General features: G+C 48.5%; 18 protein-coding genes and 1 other annotated feature. All 18 genes read left to right on the top strand.

Translation table 11 applies throughout. From position 1 onward, the window contains the following. Positions 1 to 111 precede the first annotated feature (111 nt). The 18 genes from B4C70_RS15140 (at position 112) to nusG (ending at position 15,984) form a co-directional block, all read left to right on the top strand. A complete protein-coding gene (locus tag B4C70_RS15140; RefSeq protein ID WP_023466578.1) occupies positions 112 to 567 on the top strand; it encodes a CtsR family transcriptional regulator in 456 nt (151 codons plus the stop codon). 25 nt (positions 568 to 592) lie between these two features. Continuing rightward, the gene (locus B4C70_RS15135) at positions 593 to 1,021 is read left to right on the top strand and encodes a hypothetical protein (protein ID WP_290780727.1); all 429 of its coding nucleotides are present in this window, start codon (positions 593 to 595) and stop codon (positions 1,019 to 1,021) included. Then, positions 1,014 to 2,087: an ATP--guanido phosphotransferase gene (locus tag B4C70_RS15130; protein WP_023466586.1), complete on the top strand. Its 1,074-nt coding sequence runs from the start codon at positions 1,014 to 1,016 to the stop codon at positions 2,085 to 2,087. Before B4C70_RS15135 ends, B4C70_RS15130 begins: the two co-directional genes overlap by 8 nt. Beyond that, entirely contained in the window at positions 2,087 to 4,534 is a 2,448-nt protein-coding gene (gene clpC / locus B4C70_RS15125) for an ATP-dependent protease ATP-binding subunit ClpC (RefSeq protein ID WP_023466588.1), read from the top strand. The genes B4C70_RS15130 and clpC overlap by 1 nt, the downstream gene beginning before the upstream one ends. Before the next feature lie 76 nt (positions 4,535 to 4,610). Beyond that, positions 4,611 to 5,987 (top strand): DNA repair protein RadA, encoded by a 1,377-nt coding sequence (gene radA / locus B4C70_RS15120; protein WP_029343076.1) that lies wholly within the window; start codon positions 4,611 to 4,613, stop codon positions 5,985 to 5,987. 127 nt (positions 5,988 to 6,114) lie between these two features. Further along, complete coding sequence (locus tag B4C70_RS15115; protein ID WP_290780721.1) at positions 6,115 to 7,200, top strand: PIN/TRAM domain-containing protein; 1,086 nt, start codon at positions 6,115 to 6,117, stop codon at positions 7,198 to 7,200. Between the two features lie 132 nt (positions 7,201 to 7,332). Beyond that, on the top strand, positions 7,333 to 8,016 hold the full coding sequence (gene ispD, locus B4C70_RS15110; protein ID WP_290780718.1) for a 2-C-methyl-D-erythritol 4-phosphate cytidylyltransferase: 684 nt from the start codon (positions 7,333 to 7,335) through the stop codon (positions 8,014 to 8,016). 2 nt (positions 8,017 to 8,018) lie between these two features. Beyond that, positions 8,019 to 8,501 (top strand): 2-C-methyl-D-erythritol 2,4-cyclodiphosphate synthase, encoded by a 483-nt coding sequence (ispF, locus tag B4C70_RS15105; protein WP_029343079.1) that lies wholly within the window; start codon positions 8,019 to 8,021, stop codon positions 8,499 to 8,501. 43 nt (positions 8,502 to 8,544) lie between these two features. After that, a complete protein-coding gene (gene gltX / locus B4C70_RS15100; RefSeq protein ID WP_290780714.1) occupies positions 8,545 to 9,993 on the top strand; it encodes a glutamate--tRNA ligase in 1,449 nt (482 codons plus the stop codon). Further along, positions 9,993 to 10,211 (top strand) — a binding site (T-box leader). It overlaps the preceding gene by 1 nt. Before the next feature lie 9 nt (positions 10,212 to 10,220). Then, positions 10,221 to 10,940: a serine O-acetyltransferase EpsC gene (gene epsC, locus B4C70_RS15095; protein WP_255344377.1), complete on the top strand. Its 720-nt coding sequence runs from the start codon at positions 10,221 to 10,223 to the stop codon at positions 10,938 to 10,940. Next, a complete protein-coding gene (gene cysS, locus B4C70_RS15090) occupies positions 10,894 to 12,291 on the top strand; it encodes a cysteine--tRNA ligase (protein WP_290780712.1) in 1,398 nt (465 codons plus the stop codon). Before epsC ends, cysS begins: the two co-directional genes overlap by 47 nt. Continuing rightward, on the top strand, positions 12,288 to 12,692 hold the full coding sequence (locus tag B4C70_RS15085; RefSeq protein WP_035413140.1) for a Mini-ribonuclease 3: 405 nt from the start codon (positions 12,288 to 12,290) through the stop codon (positions 12,690 to 12,692). Before cysS ends, B4C70_RS15085 begins: the two co-directional genes overlap by 4 nt. Positions 12,693 to 12,858: 166 nt before the next feature. After that, positions 12,859 to 13,542, top strand: coding sequence for a 23S rRNA (guanosine(2251)-2'-O)-methyltransferase RlmB (gene rlmB, locus B4C70_RS15080; protein WP_369792041.1), 684 nt, complete (start codon positions 12,859 to 12,861; stop codon positions 13,540 to 13,542). Beyond that, a complete protein-coding gene (locus tag B4C70_RS15075) occupies positions 13,539 to 14,069 on the top strand; it encodes an NYN domain-containing protein (protein WP_035413144.1) in 531 nt (176 codons plus the stop codon). Before rlmB ends, B4C70_RS15075 begins: the two co-directional genes overlap by 4 nt. A gap of 185 nt (positions 14,070 to 14,254) precedes the next feature. Further along, entirely contained in the window at positions 14,255 to 14,896 is a 642-nt protein-coding gene (gene sigH / locus B4C70_RS15070; RefSeq protein ID WP_035413147.1) for an RNA polymerase sporulation sigma factor SigH, read from the top strand. 155 nt (positions 14,897 to 15,051) lie between these two features. Then, positions 15,052 to 15,198, top strand: coding sequence for a 50S ribosomal protein L33 (gene rpmG, locus B4C70_RS15065; protein WP_023466603.1), 147 nt, complete (start codon positions 15,052 to 15,054; stop codon positions 15,196 to 15,198). 44 nt (positions 15,199 to 15,242) lie between these two features. Then, positions 15,243 to 15,413, top strand: a complete 171-nt coding sequence (gene secE, locus B4C70_RS15060) for a preprotein translocase subunit SecE (protein ID WP_023466605.1) — start codon at positions 15,243 to 15,245, stop codon at positions 15,411 to 15,413. A gap of 19 nt (positions 15,414 to 15,432) precedes the next feature. Next, positions 15,433 to 15,984, top strand: coding sequence for a transcription termination/antitermination protein NusG (nusG, locus tag B4C70_RS15055; RefSeq protein WP_023466607.1), 552 nt, complete (start codon positions 15,433 to 15,435; stop codon positions 15,982 to 15,984). Positions 15,985 to 15,998 lie beyond the last annotated feature (14 nt).

Genomic DNA, 15,998 nt, shown 5'->3' with positions numbered 1-15,998 from the left:
GCAGGTCGGTCTTTTTGTGTTTTCTAAAAAGCCTTATCAGTTGCATTTCTTTTTTTAGATGATTACTATTAAATCAAACAATAGTCAAAGATGGTCAGAGAGGTGGTGCCAATGCAAAACATCACAGATATCATCGAAGCCTATTTAAAGCAAATTTTACACGACGAAAAGACGATTGAAATCAAACGTCAAGAAATTGCACAACGTTTTGACTGTGTTCCATCACAAATCAATTACGTCATTAATACTCGTTTTACGGTCGAAAAGGGTTATTTTGTTGAAAGTAAGCGGGGCGGCGGTGGATACATTCGGATTCAAAAAATCGTTGTGCTCGATAGTCACGATCTATTAGACGAAGTCAGTTCATGGATCGGTGATCATTTGACGGAACAAGCTGCAGAAGATTATTTGATTCGTTTGATGAACGAACAATTATTGACGCGGCGGGAAGCTATTTTGATTCAATCGCTGTTGCAAAAAGAGAGTTTGCCAATGGCGGTCGAAGATCAACACCGGATGCGTGCCCACTTGATGCGGACGCTTCTTCAAACCATGAAGCGACTCTAGTCGTCGGACATTGGAGGAATGCACGATGCGTTGTCAACGATGTGGCGAACGAGAAGCAATCGTCCGTGTCAAACTCCCACAAGAATCGGAAACCGATGAGAAGTTCTTATGCTCGGTTTGTGTACGGGAGTTAGCACGTGAATATCAAGGGACGGCATGTCCGTCTTGTGGTATGAGCCGTCAACAATTGCTTCATCTTCGTAAAGTCGGTTGCCCGACTTGTTATTCATTTTTCAAAGACGAAGTCGACGGCATGGTTCGTCAGTTCCAACACGGTCATACGCAACATTATGGTTCACGCCCTGATGAGGAATCCGTGGAGAAACGATTAAACCAGCAACTTAGTCGACTCAAAGAACAACTCAACCGCAAAATCTTAGCAGAAGATTATGAAGAAGCAGAAGTCATAAAACAACAGATTGAGAGTGTCGAGGAGGATTTGCGTCATGTTTGAAGAGTTGCTTCAACACCCTTTAAGCGAATCGATGAATCAATCTTCTCCCTTTGACGACATCGTCGTTTCGACACGGATTCGGTTGGCGCGCAATACGACACGTTATCCGTTCTCAACGATGTTGTCAGAAGCACAAGCCAATGCACTCATTGAAGAGACGGAACGCCAACTAAACGGGATGAAAGGGTTCCGATTTGGTCGTGTCGATCAGGCGGATGTCCTGACGCGAACCGCTTTAGTAGAAAAGCATCTGATCAGTCCGGCGTTAGCGAGTCATCCACGGACAGGACTCTTCATTAGTGAGGATGAGCAGATCAGTGTCATGGTAAACGAAGAGGATCATTTCCGGATCCAGACATTATTACCTGGGCTACAGCTTGAAGAAGCGTTTCGGATCGCAAAACAAGTCGATCGCTTGATCAGCGAACGCTTTAAGATTGCTTTTGATGATACGCTTGGTTATTTAACGACATGTCCGAGTAACGTCGGAACAGGTCTTCGTGCTTCCGTGATGTTGCACTTACCGGGACTGGTCCTGACGAATCAGATTCAAGGCTATATCAAACACTTACGACAGCTCGGATTCGCGATTCGTGGGCGTTACGGAGAGGGAAGCGATGCCTCTGGTCGCATGTTCCAACTTTCGAACCAACGGACGCTTGGGGCAAGTGAGGATATGCTGATCACGGACTATCAATTTGCCGTCGAAGCATTAATTGAAGCAGAACAGGCAGCACGAAAAGGATTATTGGAGATGTATCAAGAAGAACTAGAGGACAGACTATATCGTTCCTACGGTATCCTGACATCAGCTCGACTGATTACAGCGCGGGAAGCAACGGAACGACTATCGGATGTTCGCTTAGCAGACAGTCTGGGACTAGAGGTCAATCTGCCTCCAAATCTTTTTCATCAACTGCTCGTTTCATTACAAACAGGTTTTCTACAAAAGCATTTCGGGAAACAATTAACATCTAGAGAACGGGACATCGAACGGGCGAAACGAATCCGGACGATGTTAACCGAACAAACAAACAGGGATCACACACAAGGAGGTTTTGCATAATGATGTTTGGACGATTCACAGAACGTGCACAACGTGTATTGGCACTTGCTCAAGAAGAGGCAGTACGGTTGGGGCACCACAATATCGGAACAGAACACATTTTACTCGGACTTGTACGTGAAGGAGACGGAATTGCTGCGAAAGCATTAACAGCACTCGGTCTCAGTTCAGATAAAATTCAAATGGAAGTCGAAGCATTGATCGGTCGCGGACAAGATGGTGCAACGACGATTCACTATACACCACGTGCGAAAAAGGTCATCGAGTTGTCAATGGATGAGGCACGTAAACTTGGTCACTCTTACGTCGGGACAGAACACCTCTTGCTCGGATTGATCCGAGAAGGAGAGGGCGTTGCTGCTCGTGTCTTGAATAACTTAGGTATCAGTCTTTCAAAAGCCCGTCAGCAAGTACTCCAGTTGCTCGGGAACAGCGAAACGACAGCAAACGCGTCGCAAGCAGGTTCAGGTGTCGCAACACCAACACTTGATGGTCTTGCTCGTGATTTGACACAACAAGCGCGCGAAACACGTCTTGATCCAGTTATCGGTCGTGCGAAAGAAATTCAACGTGTCATCGAAGTCTTGAGCCGCCGTACGAAAAATAACCCGGTCTTGATCGGGGAACCAGGGGTCGGTAAAACGGCTGTCGTCGAAGGTCTCGCTCAACAAATAATCAACAATGAAGTACCGGAGACGTTACGCAATAAACGTGTTATGGTACTCGACATGGGGACACTTGTCGCTGGTACGAAATACCGTGGTGAATTCGAAGATCGTTTGAAAAAGGTCATGGATGAGATTCGTCAAGCGGGGAACATCATTCTCTTCATCGATGAGTTGCATACATTGATCGGAGCGGGTGGAGCAGAAGGTGCGATCGATGCATCTAACATCCTTAAACCATCGCTCGCACGAGGCGAACTCCAGTGTATCGGAGCAACGACTCTTGATGAGTACCGGAAATACATCGAGAAAGATGCGGCACTCGAACGTCGTTTCCAACCGATCCAAGTCGCAGAGCCAACAACGGATGAAGCAACACAAATCCTATTTGGTCTTCGCGATCGTTATGAAGCACACCACCGTGTGACGATCACAGACGAAGCGATTCAAGAAGCCGTCACATTGTCAGATCGATACATTTCGGATCGTTTCCTTCCGGATAAAGCAATCGATTTGATTGATGAAGCGGCATCGAAAGTTCGGTTGCGTTCATACACAGCACCACCGAACTTAAAAGAAGTCGAAGCAAAACTCGAAGGTATCCGTAAGGACAAGGACGAAGCGGTCCAAAGCCAAGAGTTCGAAAAAGCAGCAAGCCTCCGCGATACGGAACAAAAATTACGCGATGAGCTTGAGCGTTTGAAAGAGGAATGGCAGAATAAACAAGGCAACGAAAAACTTGAAGTCACAAAAGATGACATCGCACAAGTCGTTGCCAACTGGACAGGTGTACCGGTCACGAAGATCGCGGAAGAAGAGACGGATCGTCTCCTTCGCCTCGAAGAAATCCTTCACGATCGTGTCATCGGACAAAATGAAGCCGTTAAATCAATTTCAAAAGCCATCCGTCGCGCACGTGCTGGACTCAAAGATCCAAAACGTCCGATTGGTTCGTTCATCTTCCTCGGTCCTACTGGGGTTGGTAAGACAGAACTTGCCCGTGCGGTTGCCGAAGCGATGTTCGGAGATGAGGATGCGATCATCCGGATCGACATGTCAGAGTACATGGAGAAACATGCAACGAGCCGTCTCGTCGGTTCACCTCCAGGATATGTCGGTTACGAAGAAGGCGGTCAATTGACGGAAAAAGTTCGTCGGAAACCATACTCGGTCATCTTACTTGATGAAATCGAGAAGGCGCACCCGGAAGTCTTCAACATTCTCTTGCAAGTACTTGATGATGGACGCTTAACAGACTCGAAAGGTCGGACGGTTGATTTCCGTAACACGATCATCGTCATGACATCGAACGTCGGTGCAAGTGCCCTTAAACGTAATAAATATGTCGGATTCGCTGTTTCTGAAGATACGGATCGCGAATACAAAGACATGAAAGATAAAGTCATGGAAGAACTCAAACGGGCGTTCCGTCCAGAGTTCTTGAACCGGATTGATGAAACGATCGTCTTCCACTCACTCGAGAAACAACACATCGAAGAGATCGTGAAGTTGATGGCGAAAACCCTTGAAAAACGTTTGGCTGAACAGGAAATTCATTTCGAATTGACACCAGCTGCCCTCTCGAAGATTGCCGATATCGGATACGATCCAGAGTACGGCGCACGTCCAATCCGTCGTGCCCTTCAACGGGAAGCGGAAGACCGGTTGTCAGAAGCATTGCTCGCAGGCGATATCCAAAAAGGAGAACGTGTTGCGCTTGATGTCGAAGAGAACGAATTCATCGTTCGCCGGAATCACGTAAGTTCTGCCGCAACGGAATAAGCACTGAGCACAGGGCCAGCTTTCGCACTTTCTGAGCGAAGCTGGTTCTTTTTTTGAAACAGAAAGGATGAATCGATTGGCTAAGTTAAAAACAAAATTCGTTTGTCAAAGCTGTGGGACCGAATCCCCGAAATGGATGGGACGTTGTTCCGGGTGCGGAGAATGGAACACGATGGTCGAAGAAGTCGTCGAAGAGAAAAAAGGGCGGCGCGGTGCTGCTTTCGTTCATACGACGACAAAACAATTGAAGCCAGAGCGCCTCGCGAACATCGTCTCGCAAGAAGAGAGTCGCGTCTTTACCGGAAGTGGTGAATTCGACCGTGTCCTCGGAGGCGGTATCGTTCCAGGTTCGATGGTGCTTGTTGGAGGAGATCCGGGGATCGGGAAGTCGACGATCTTATTGCAGACGAGCGCACGTCTTGCCCAACGCGGCGAAAAAGTGCTCTACATCTCAGGAGAAGAATCGCTCAAACAAACGAAATTGCGCGCGGAACGGCTTGGCTTACCGACACAGGATTTGTTCGTCCTGAGTGAGACGGACATGAACATGATTGAACGTGTCGTCGATGAAGAACAGCCACGTTTTTTAATCATCGACTCGATTCAAACCGTTTACATTGATGAAATCCAGTCCGCACCCGGGAGCGTGACACAGGTACGTGAATGTACGGCGATGCTGATGAAAATTGCGAAGAGTCGCGGTATTGCGATCTTCATCGTCGGTCACGTCACGAAACAGGGTTCGATTGCTGGACCACGTTTACTGGAGCACATGGTGGATGCTGTCTTGTATTTCGAAGGCGAACGTCACCATACGTTCCGGATTCTGCGTGCCGTCAAAAACCGATTTGGTTCAACGAATGAGATCGGAATTTTTGAGATGCGGGAGTCTGGTCTTGAAGAGGTCTTGAATCCGTCAGAAATTTTCCTCGAGGAGCGGACGTCCGGTGTATCCGGTTCGACGATCGTCGCTTCCATGGAAGGGACACGGACGGTCCTTGTCGAACTGCAAGCACTGATTTCACCGACGTCATTCGGAAATCCAAGACGGATGGCGACCGGAATCGATCAAAACAAGGTAGCCTTATTGATGGCTGTGCTTGAGAAACGGTCGGGTCTTCTCCTTCAGACACAAGATGCGTACCTCAAGGCAGCCGGTGGTGTGAAGCTTGATGAACCGGCGATTGACTTGGCCGTTTGTGTGGCAATTGCTTCTAGTTTCCGTGACAAGCCGACGCGTCCGACGGATGTCGTCATTGGTGAAGTCGGATTGACAGGTGAGGTTCGCCGTGTATCGCGGATTGAACAACGTGTAGCAGAAGCAGCTAAACTCGGTTTCACGAGGGCGATCATTCCGAAAAACAACTTGGGTGGTTGGACGTATCCGGACGGGATTACGGTCGTCGGTGTCGAGAGTGTGGATGAAGCATTACGTGAAACGATTCCGTTTTAAGCTGGAATGACGCAAAAAATGGGGGAACTGTAATGGATATGTAAACAGTTTCCCCTCCTTCCGGCGTAGGTAGTTCAAATCAGTACATGTTACAATGAACTTAAAATAAGCAAAGGAGGTGAGAAGATTGAAAATCGTCATTCGGGTATTTTTTGCATTACTCGGACTTGCCCTCGGGATCTTGTTGCTTCCTCAGTTCTTCCAATTAATTGAAACGGCAACGAATACGACATTCCCCTCGTGGTTGATGAGCGAATACGTAACTGGAACGATTGGTGCACTCATATTCTTATTAATTGGATTATTCATTACGGATTCGGTAATTCGACTTCTCCGATTTTTAGAAGAACGGCTCGTCAAAGCCCCAGTGGCAGATCTCTTTTTTGGAACATTTGGTTTGTTGATTGGGTTGGTACTGGCTTTCCTCGTCAGTACATTGATTGATTTGGTAGGTATTCCTGTCCTCAGTAATGTCTTAACGATCTTCGTGACCGCGTTATTCGGATATCTCGGCTTTACAGTCGGGTATCGTAAACGTCATGAATTGACGAAAATCTTCTTACGTAGCAACCAAAGTGAGAAAAAGACGGCACCTGAAGTCGTCGCCCCAGTTAAGTCAAACAGTAAGGTACTCGATACGAGCGTCATCATCGACGGGCGGATCACGGATATCACGAAGACCGGTTTCGTCGAAGGAAAGCTGATCGTTCCGCAATTCGTCATTGGGGAGTTGCAGTACATCGCCGATTCTTCGGACACGTTGAAACGAAACCGTGGACGTCGTGGACTCGATGTCTTAAAAGAGTTACAAGAGATTCCCGGTGTTGAGGTCGAAATTTACGATGGCGACTTCGAGGATGTACCGGAAGTAGACATCAAACTGATTAAACTCGCGGAACTCGTCAAAGGGATCGTCGTCACGAACGACTATAACTTGAACAAAGTCTGTGAAGTCCGACATGTTCCTGTTCTTAACATCAATGACCTGGCGAATGCCGTCAAACAAGTCGTCATTCCAGGAGAAGAGATGACCGTTCTTGTCATCAAGGAAGGAAAAGAACAAAAACAGGGCATTGCCTATCTCGAAGATGGGACGATGGTCGTCGTCGAAGGCGGAAAACACCTCATTTCGAAAACGATTGGCGTTGTCGTCACGAGTGTCTTGCAGACGTCAGCTGGACGAATGATTTTTGCGAAACCACAAGAAAAATGAGACACTATGCCTAGAGAGACATCGAGAGGCATTCGGATAGACCCCGCAACGGATTCGATTTCATGATCGAGTCCGTTTTCGGTGTGATGGAATGGATCACGATGATCAGTGAGAGAGAAAAGAGGGAATGGGATGTCTACAGCCACATATCGCGTCGTCATCCCCGCTGCCGGTGCCGGTAAGCGGATGGGCGCAGATCGTAATAAATTGATGCTTGAACTAAGAGACCGTCCAATCATTGCTTGGACACTGGATGTCTTCGAGGCAGATCCGGCATGTACGGAAATCGTCCTCGCGATCAATCCACTAGAACAGGAATGGTTTACAAGTATTATCGCGTCTTATAAGACATCGATTAGACTTGTCGCGGGTGGTACCGAACGTCAGGAAAGTGTGCTCCGTGGTCTTGAAGCGTTAGAAGGCGAAGGAATCGTTCTGATCCATGATGGGGCCCGACCGTTTATTTCACAAGCAGCGATTCATGCGGTCGTCCAGGCGGCTGTCCTAGATCAGGCAGCGATTCTTGCCGTGCCGATCAAAGACACCGTCAAACGGGTTGAAGCGAACCATATCAGCGAGACCGTCCCGCGGGAACACCTGATGGCAGCGCAGACACCACAAGCGTTTGATCTTGCGACGATTCGCACGGTTCACGAAAAAGCGACAACGAAATACCTAGGAACCGATGATGCAAGTTTGATAGAATGGGACGGAGGAAAAGTAACGATCGTCCACGGTCACTACGAAAATATCAAGATGACGACACCGGACGATCTATGGTTCGGTGAAGCGATTCTAATGAAACGAGGGAAATGACGATGATTCGAATTGGACAAGGTTTTGATGTACATGCCTTTGCAGAGGATCGGAAATTGATTTTAGGCGGCATCGAGATTCCGCACACGAAAGGATTGCTCGGTCATTCGGATGCAGACGTCTTGTTACATACGATTGCCGACGCGGCACTTGGTGCAATCGCAGCAGGAGATATCGGAAAACATTTTCCGGACACGGATCCGGAATTCAAGGATGCCGATTCAGCAAAATTGCTGCAGCATGTCTACGCGCTCGTTAAACAACAAGGGTATGAGCTTGGCAACCTAGATGCGACAGTCATCGCACAGGCACCAAAGCTTCGTCCGTACATCGACACGATGCGTGCGCGAATCGCGGAATTACTCGAAGCGGACATTGAACAGATCAATGTCAAGGCAACGACAACGGAATGGTTAGGTTTTACGGGGCGAGAAGAGGGAATCGCTTGTCAAGCAGTGATTCTACTGAAACGAATCGAAGAATAAGGTATACTAGATAAGCGAATTTTAGTCGAAGGAGTGATTGGCAATGGCAGAAGTACGAGTACGTTATGCCCCAAGTCCAACAGGACACTTGCATATCGGGAATGCCCGGACTGCATTATTTAACTATCTGTTTGCGCGCCACTTAGGCGGTAAGATGGTATTACGAATCGAGGATACGGACCAAAAGCGGAACATCGCAGGCGGTGTCGAGAGTCAAATGAAGAACCTCGAGTGGCTCGGTGTCGATTGGGACGAAGGTCCAGATCGCGGTGGCGAGTACGGTCCTTATTCACAAATGGAGCGTCTCGATATCTATCAAAAGTACACGGACGAGTTACTTGAAAAAGGACTTGCTTACCGTTGCTACATGACATCGGAAGAGCTCGAAGCAGAACGCGAAGCACAAATCGCACGTGGAGAAGCACCACGTTATTCAGGGGCACACCGTAACCTGACAGCAGAACAAGAAGAAGCGTTCCGCGCAGAAGGTCGCACACCGTCCATTCGGATTCGTGTACCGGAAGATGTCACGTATACATGGAATGATATCGTTAAAGACGACGTCTCATTCGAATCAAAAGACTTCGGTGACTGGGTCATCGTCAAAAAAGACGGCATTCCGACGTATAACTTTGCCGTCGTCATCGACGATCACTTGATGGCGATCAGTCATGTTCTTCGTGGGGATGATCATATTTCGAACACACCGAAACAGATGATGATCTATGATGCGTTCGGTTGGGAATACCCGACGTTCGGTCACATGACATTGATCGTCAACGAATCACACAAGAAACTCTCGAAACGTGATCACTCGATCATTCAGTATATCGAGCAGTATAAAGAGCTCGGTTATCTCCCGGAAGCATTGCTCAACTTCATCACGCTTCTCGGTTGGTCACCAGTCGGCGAACAAGAGATCTTCACAAAAGAAGAGTTCATCGAAATCTTTGACGCGGATCGTCTATCGAAGAGTCCAGCTGTCTTTGACCAAAACAAATTGGCTTGGATCAATAGCCAGTACATGAAACATCAATCGTTCGAAGAAGTATTCGAAGCCAGTCTTCCGTTCCTACAAGAAGCAGGTCGCATCGAAGCGTCACCTTCAGAAGAAGAGCTCGCTTGGGCACGTGATCTCGTCGCGTTATACCGCGAACAGATGACGCATGGCGCGGAAATCGTCAAGCTTTCAGAGATGTTCTTTGAGGACGAAGTGGTGTATGATGAAGAGGCAAACACTGTCTTGAGTGGCGAGACGGTTCCGACTGTACTTGCAGAATTCGCGAACCAGTTACGTGCTCTCGAAGAGTGGACACCAGAAGCAATTAAAGCATCGATCAAAGCGACGCAAAAAGCGACTGGTCAAAAAGGAAAGAACTTATTCATGCCAATTCGTGTCGCGACGACAGGACAGACGCATGGTCCAGAACTCCCGAACACGATTCATTTACTAGGAAAAGACCGTGTGCTTGCACGGCTTGAAGCAGAATAACGAAAGCGTAGACGAGGAAAGTAACGATGCGTCTTCTTCTCCAGAGACAAGCTCGAATGGTGCGAGGGCTTGAAGAAGCGAATCATGAAATGCCCCTCTGAGTGCTGCCCGAAATCCGTGAAAGTAGGCGCAGACGTATCTCCGGCGTTAACGGACGTCGAGAGGGACGAGTCAATCGTCCAAACAGAGTGGGACCGCGCTTCGTTAGCGTCTCTGTGCAGCAATGCATAGAGGCGCTTTTTCTTATGGAAAGGAGAACGTATATGACACGGATGCGAGAAGATATCCGCAATGTGTTTGAGCAAGATCCAGCTGCCCGCAGCACGTTAGAAGTCATTTTGACATACCCGGGCTTACATGCGATTTGGATGCATCGCCTGGCCCATCGGCTCTGGAACGCGAAGTTTCGCTTGCTCGGTCGATTGATTTCGCAATTCAGTCGCTTTTTGACAGGCATCGAGATTCATCCAGGAGCGACGATTGGACGCCGATTCTTTATTGACCATGGGATGGGTGTCGTCATTGGTGAGACGACGATCATTGGCGATGACGTCACGTTGTTTCAAGGCGTGACACTCGGCGGAACGGGGAAAGAAACAGGAAAGCGTCATCCGACGATTGAAGACGGCGTACTTGTCTCTGCCGGTGCTCGTGTCCTAGGTGATATCACGATCGGGGCATACTCAAAAATCGGTGCCAGTTCCGTCGTCTTAAAACACGTTCCTCCAAATGCGACCGTCGTCGGCATTCCGGGACGTGTCGTCATTCAAGACGGCATGAAGGTCGAAGCACCACTTGATCATCGTTTCCCGGATCCGGTCAGCGAATGCCAAGAGCGGATTGAAATGGAACTAGAAGTATTAAAACAAGAAATTGAACGGATTAAAGGAGGGCGACGTCATGATTCAACTGTACAACAGCATGACCGGAAAAAAGGAACCATTTAAACCATTAGAAGAAGGAAAGGTCAAGATGTATGTCTGTGGTCCGACGGTTTACAACTACATTCATATCGGCAATGCACGTCCAGCGATCGTCTTCGATACAGTCCGTCGCTACTTCACATACCGCGGATATGAGGTCAAATACGTCTCGAACTTCACGGACGTCGACGATAAGATCATCCGGACAGCAAACGAACTCGGAGAAGATTATCATGCGTTGACGAAACGTTTCATTGAAGCTTATCACGCGGATACGGGCGCCTTGAATGTCCAAAAAGCGGACATCCATCCACTCGTCACGGAAACGATGGACGATATCATCGCATTCATCGAAGTCCTTGTTGAAAAAGGCAATGCCTACGCTTCAAGCGGGGATGTCTACTTCCGGACGCGTAGTTTCAAGGATTACGGACAATTAAGCCAACAGTCGATCGACGAGTTGCGTGCAGGTGCACGAATCGAAGTCGGAGAGAAAAAAGAAGATCCGCTTGATTTCGTGCTCTGGAAAGCAGCAAAACCAGGCGAGCCGGCATGGACGAGTCCGTGGGGCGAAGGGCGACCAGGCTGGCACATCGAGTGCTCGGCGATGGCGAAGAAATACCTCGGAGAGACGATCGATATCCATGCCGGTGGACAAGACTTGAAGTTCCCGCACCATGAGAATGAGATCGCTCAGTCGGAAGCATGCAATTCTCAGAAGTTCGCGAACTACTGGATGCATAACGGGTTCTTGAACATCGAAAATGAGAAGATGTCGAAGTCGCTCGGTAACTTCCTGACGGTCCATGAAGCAATCCAAGCGGTCGATCCGATGGTGTTACGATTCTTCATGTTGTCGGTTCAATATCGTCATCCGATCAACTACAGTCGTGAACTGATCGACCAAGCAGCGAATGGTCTCGCACGGATCCGGGAGTCGGTCGCAAACATTGAACACCGACTTGACATGACGGCTGATCTCGGAACAGGTGAAGAGAAGTGGTTGAATCGTCTAGCGGCAATCAAGGAACACTTCATCACATCGATGGATGATGATTTCAATACAGCGAACGCGGTGACGGATTTGTTTGATCTCTCGAAAGAAGCCAACCTATACCTCGGAGAAGCGCATGTATCGAAACAGGTTCTCGAACAGTTCCTCGCACTCTTCTCGGAATTATCAGGCGTCCTAGGTGTGACGTTGACAGTTGATAAAGGCTTACTCGATGAAGAAGTCGAACAGTTGATCGAAGAGCGGAACACAGCCCGTCAAAATCGTGACTTCGCACGAGCGGACGCAATCCGCGACCAACTACGTGACCAAGGCATTCTGCTCGAAGATACAGCACAAGGGATGCGGTGGAAGCGCGGATGAAGAACTACAAACAACTGAATGCACTCGCGTTAGCGTACATGGGCGATGTCGTCTATGAGATTCGTGTGCGGGAGCGATTGCTCGAACAAGGTTATGTGAAGCCGGGCGAGTTGCACAAAGCAGCTGTCCGGTACGTTCGGGCACAAGCACAAGCGACGGTCGTGACGCACTGGTTGAACACGGATGCGTTGACGGAAGAAGAGGCAGCGGTCGTCCGGCGCGGGAAGAACGCGAAATCCGGTTCCATCCCGAAGAGTACAGACGTCCACACGTATCGCTACGCGACAGCATTTGAAGCATTACTCGGTTATATTTATCTTTCAGAAGGAGGGGATCGCCTTGAAGAACTCATCGGACAAGCGTTCGAATTACTCGAAGCCGAAAAAACAGACGAATCCTAAGGCTACAAGCGCGAAGCCAAAAACGAAGGCACAGCGTCCAGCACAAGAGAAACGAAAAGCCGCTCCGGTCAAGGAACAGCCAGTCGCGATCGAACCGCTCGAAGAAGGACAAGATTTCTTGTCGGGTCGAAATCCGGTTCTAGAAGCATTACGGAGCGGACGAGAGATGAACAAGCTGTTTCTGCAGGAAGGACAACAAAAAGGACCACTTGCCGTCATCCACGCGATGGCGCAGGAAGCAGGGATTCAAATCCAGCTCGTCCCGCGTTCGCGGTTAACGGGTTTAGCCGGAACGGAAAATCACCAAGGTGTCGTCGCAGCGGTAGCGGCGTATGAGTACGCCGAGATGGAAGACATCTTTGAGCTCGCGCGTCAAAAGGACGAAACACCGCTCTTGATCCTACTCGATGAACTCGAGGATCCGCATAATCTCGGATCAATCTTGCGGACAGCAGATGCTGTCGGGGCACACGGGATCATCATTCCGAAGCGTCGATCAGTCGGATTGACGCAAGTCGTCGCAAAAGCATCAACAGGCGCGATCGAACATATTCCTGTCGTTCGCGTGACGAACCTTGCGCGGACGATGGAGGATCTAAAGAAACAAGGCATCTGGTTCGTCGGAACGGATGCGCGCGAAAGTGATGACTACCGGACACTTGATGGGACGATGCCACTCGGAATCGTCATTGGAAGTGAAGGAAAAGGAATGAGCCGGCTCGTCCGTGAGAAATGTGATTTCCTCGTCCACCTCCCGATGGCGGGACATGTCACATCGCTCAACGCATCGGTTGCTGCTTCGTTATTACTATATGAAGTCTACCGGACTAGAAAGCCGTATGCGCGATGAAATATGATCGTCTCATCGTAGATGGCTATAATATCATTGGCGCATGGCCAGAATTTCGGACGTTGCGGGAGCAAGATTTTGAATTGGCACGGGAACGGCTGATTCATGCGATGGCGGAATACCAAGCTGTCACAGGTCTCAGCGTTACGATCGTCTTCGATGCCTATCTTCAACCGGGACGTGAATCCCGGATGCAAAAAAGCGGGATTGATATCGTCTACACACGGGAGAACGAGACGGCAGATGAATGGATTGAAAAGACAGCTGCTGATTGGCTACAAGATATCCGGGTCAAGTTAACGGTAGCGACGAATGATTATACGGAGCAGTGGGTCATCTTCACGCTCGGAGCACTCCGCATATCGGCGCAAGAGCTCCGGCGAGAGTGGAAAGCGGCAGTCGCTGTCATCAAACAACAGACGACGTCTGCGAAGACGACGGCTCAACCGCGCTCGAAGATTGATTTACCAGAAGACGTCGTCGCACGTTTAGAAGCGATCCGTCGTCGAAAGAATTCAGATACATGATATGAACCATTCGCATGAGCAGATCACCGTTTTTCCTACTTTGGAAGAACGGTGTTTTTTATGAAAAGATACATTTTGGATACAACAAAAGAGGTCATGCCAATTTTCATTGTCGTGCGACAGGTAATTATTGTATAATTAAAAACAATTGAACTATTCGTCAATGATGCTTGGAGGGATACAGGATGAGTTTGGTTTCGTTCGACCAGTTTGGGTGCATGACCGATGAAGCGCTTGTAGAACAAGCGAAAGAGTTCGACAACAGCGATGCGCTCGAATTTTTGATCGAGCGGTATCGAAATTTCGTGCGCGCCAAAGCCCGTTCTTACTTTTTGATCGGGGCAGACCGCGAAGACATCATTCAAGAAGGAATGATCGGTCTCTATAAGGCGGTACGGGATTACCGAACGGATAAGCTTGCCTCGTTTAAAGGATTTGCCGAATTATGCATTACGAGACAGATGATCACTGCGATCAAGACGGCGACACGTCAGAAACATATCCCGTTGAACTCTTACATCTCACTCGATAAACCGATCTATGACGATGAATCGGAGCGGACGTTACTCGATATCATTACGTCGACAGCACCTTCTGACCCACAAATCTTGATCGTCAACCGGGAAGAATATGCAGACATTGAATCGAAGATGGATGAAATTTTAAGCGACCTTGAACGCAAAGTCCTCGCGCTCTATCTTGACGGACGGACGTATCAGGAAATCTCTGACGACCTCGATCGTCATGTCAAATCGATCGACAATGCCTTGCAACGCGTCAAGCGCAAGCTTGAGCGTTATCTCGAAGCACGAAAGATGACGGTCTAACAGAGAGGTAGATTGACCGTAATCCCTTCCTATGCTACTGTATAACTAGCGCCTTACTAGCGAGACGCCGCTCATAGGCGTTTTTTTTTACGCTCTTTTTCGGAAGGAAAGTACCTCAACAGAAGAGAAGAGTGGCAAAGAAGGAGGACTTTGAGATGGCGAAGAAAGTAGGCCTTGCTTGTGATAATTGCGGTGCCCGCGACTATACGACGATGAAAAAAGAGGACGTCACTGTCCGCTTGGAATTGAAGAAATTCTGCCGTCGTTGTAACGCGCATACGATTCATAAAGAAGCGAAATAAGGCTTCATCTGTCCCGATTTATTACATCCTGGAGGGAAAGTACGATGAAATTTTTGCGTGACGTATGGAATGAATTGAAAAAGACGAGCTGGCCAAAACGGAAAGAGCTGACGAAATACACATTGACGGTCATCGGTATGGTGATCTTCATGGGTGTCTTCATCTTCGGCGTCGATTCAGGGCTTAGCGCATTGATGAGCTGGTTGATTAAGTAAAAAGAAGAGGTGGCCTACCATGGAGAAACAATGGTTTGTCGTCCAAACGTATTCCGGATTCGAAAATAACGTCAAGGCGAACCTTGAACGTCGGATTGAATCCATGAACATGGACGAAAAAATCTTCCGTGTACTCGTTCCGATTGAAACGGTACAAGAAGAAGTAACGAACAAAAAGGGAGAAACGAAAATCAAGGAACGTGAAGTCAAGATCTTCCCGGGGTATGTCCTCGTTGAGATGGTCATGACGGATGATTCCTGGTATGTCGTCCGGAATACTCCGAACGTCACGGGCTTCCTCGGATCAGTCGGCGGCGGTTCAAAACCGACACCGCTCCTTCCGGAAGAAGCAGAAAACATCCTTGGATCAATGGGTCTCGTCGATCTGAAGAGCCGTTACGACTTCTCACTCGGACAAATCGTCCGAATCAAAGAAGGAGCTTTCGAAAATCTCGAAGGTACGATCGAGGAGCTTGATACAGATGCTGAGAAAATGAAAGTCTCTGTTGATATGTTCGGTCGCGAAACGAAGGTCGAGCTTGATTTCGCACAGGTCGATAAAATCGATTAAGTTTCCTATTGCGA

The organism is Exiguobacterium sp. UBA5002, from assembly GCF_002396765.1.
In the GTDB taxonomy this organism is placed as follows: Bacteria; Bacillota; Bacilli; order Exiguobacteriales; family Exiguobacteriaceae; genus Exiguobacterium_A.
Note: the sequence above shows the minus strand (reverse complement) of the source record. Positions and strands in the feature narration are given on the sequence as shown.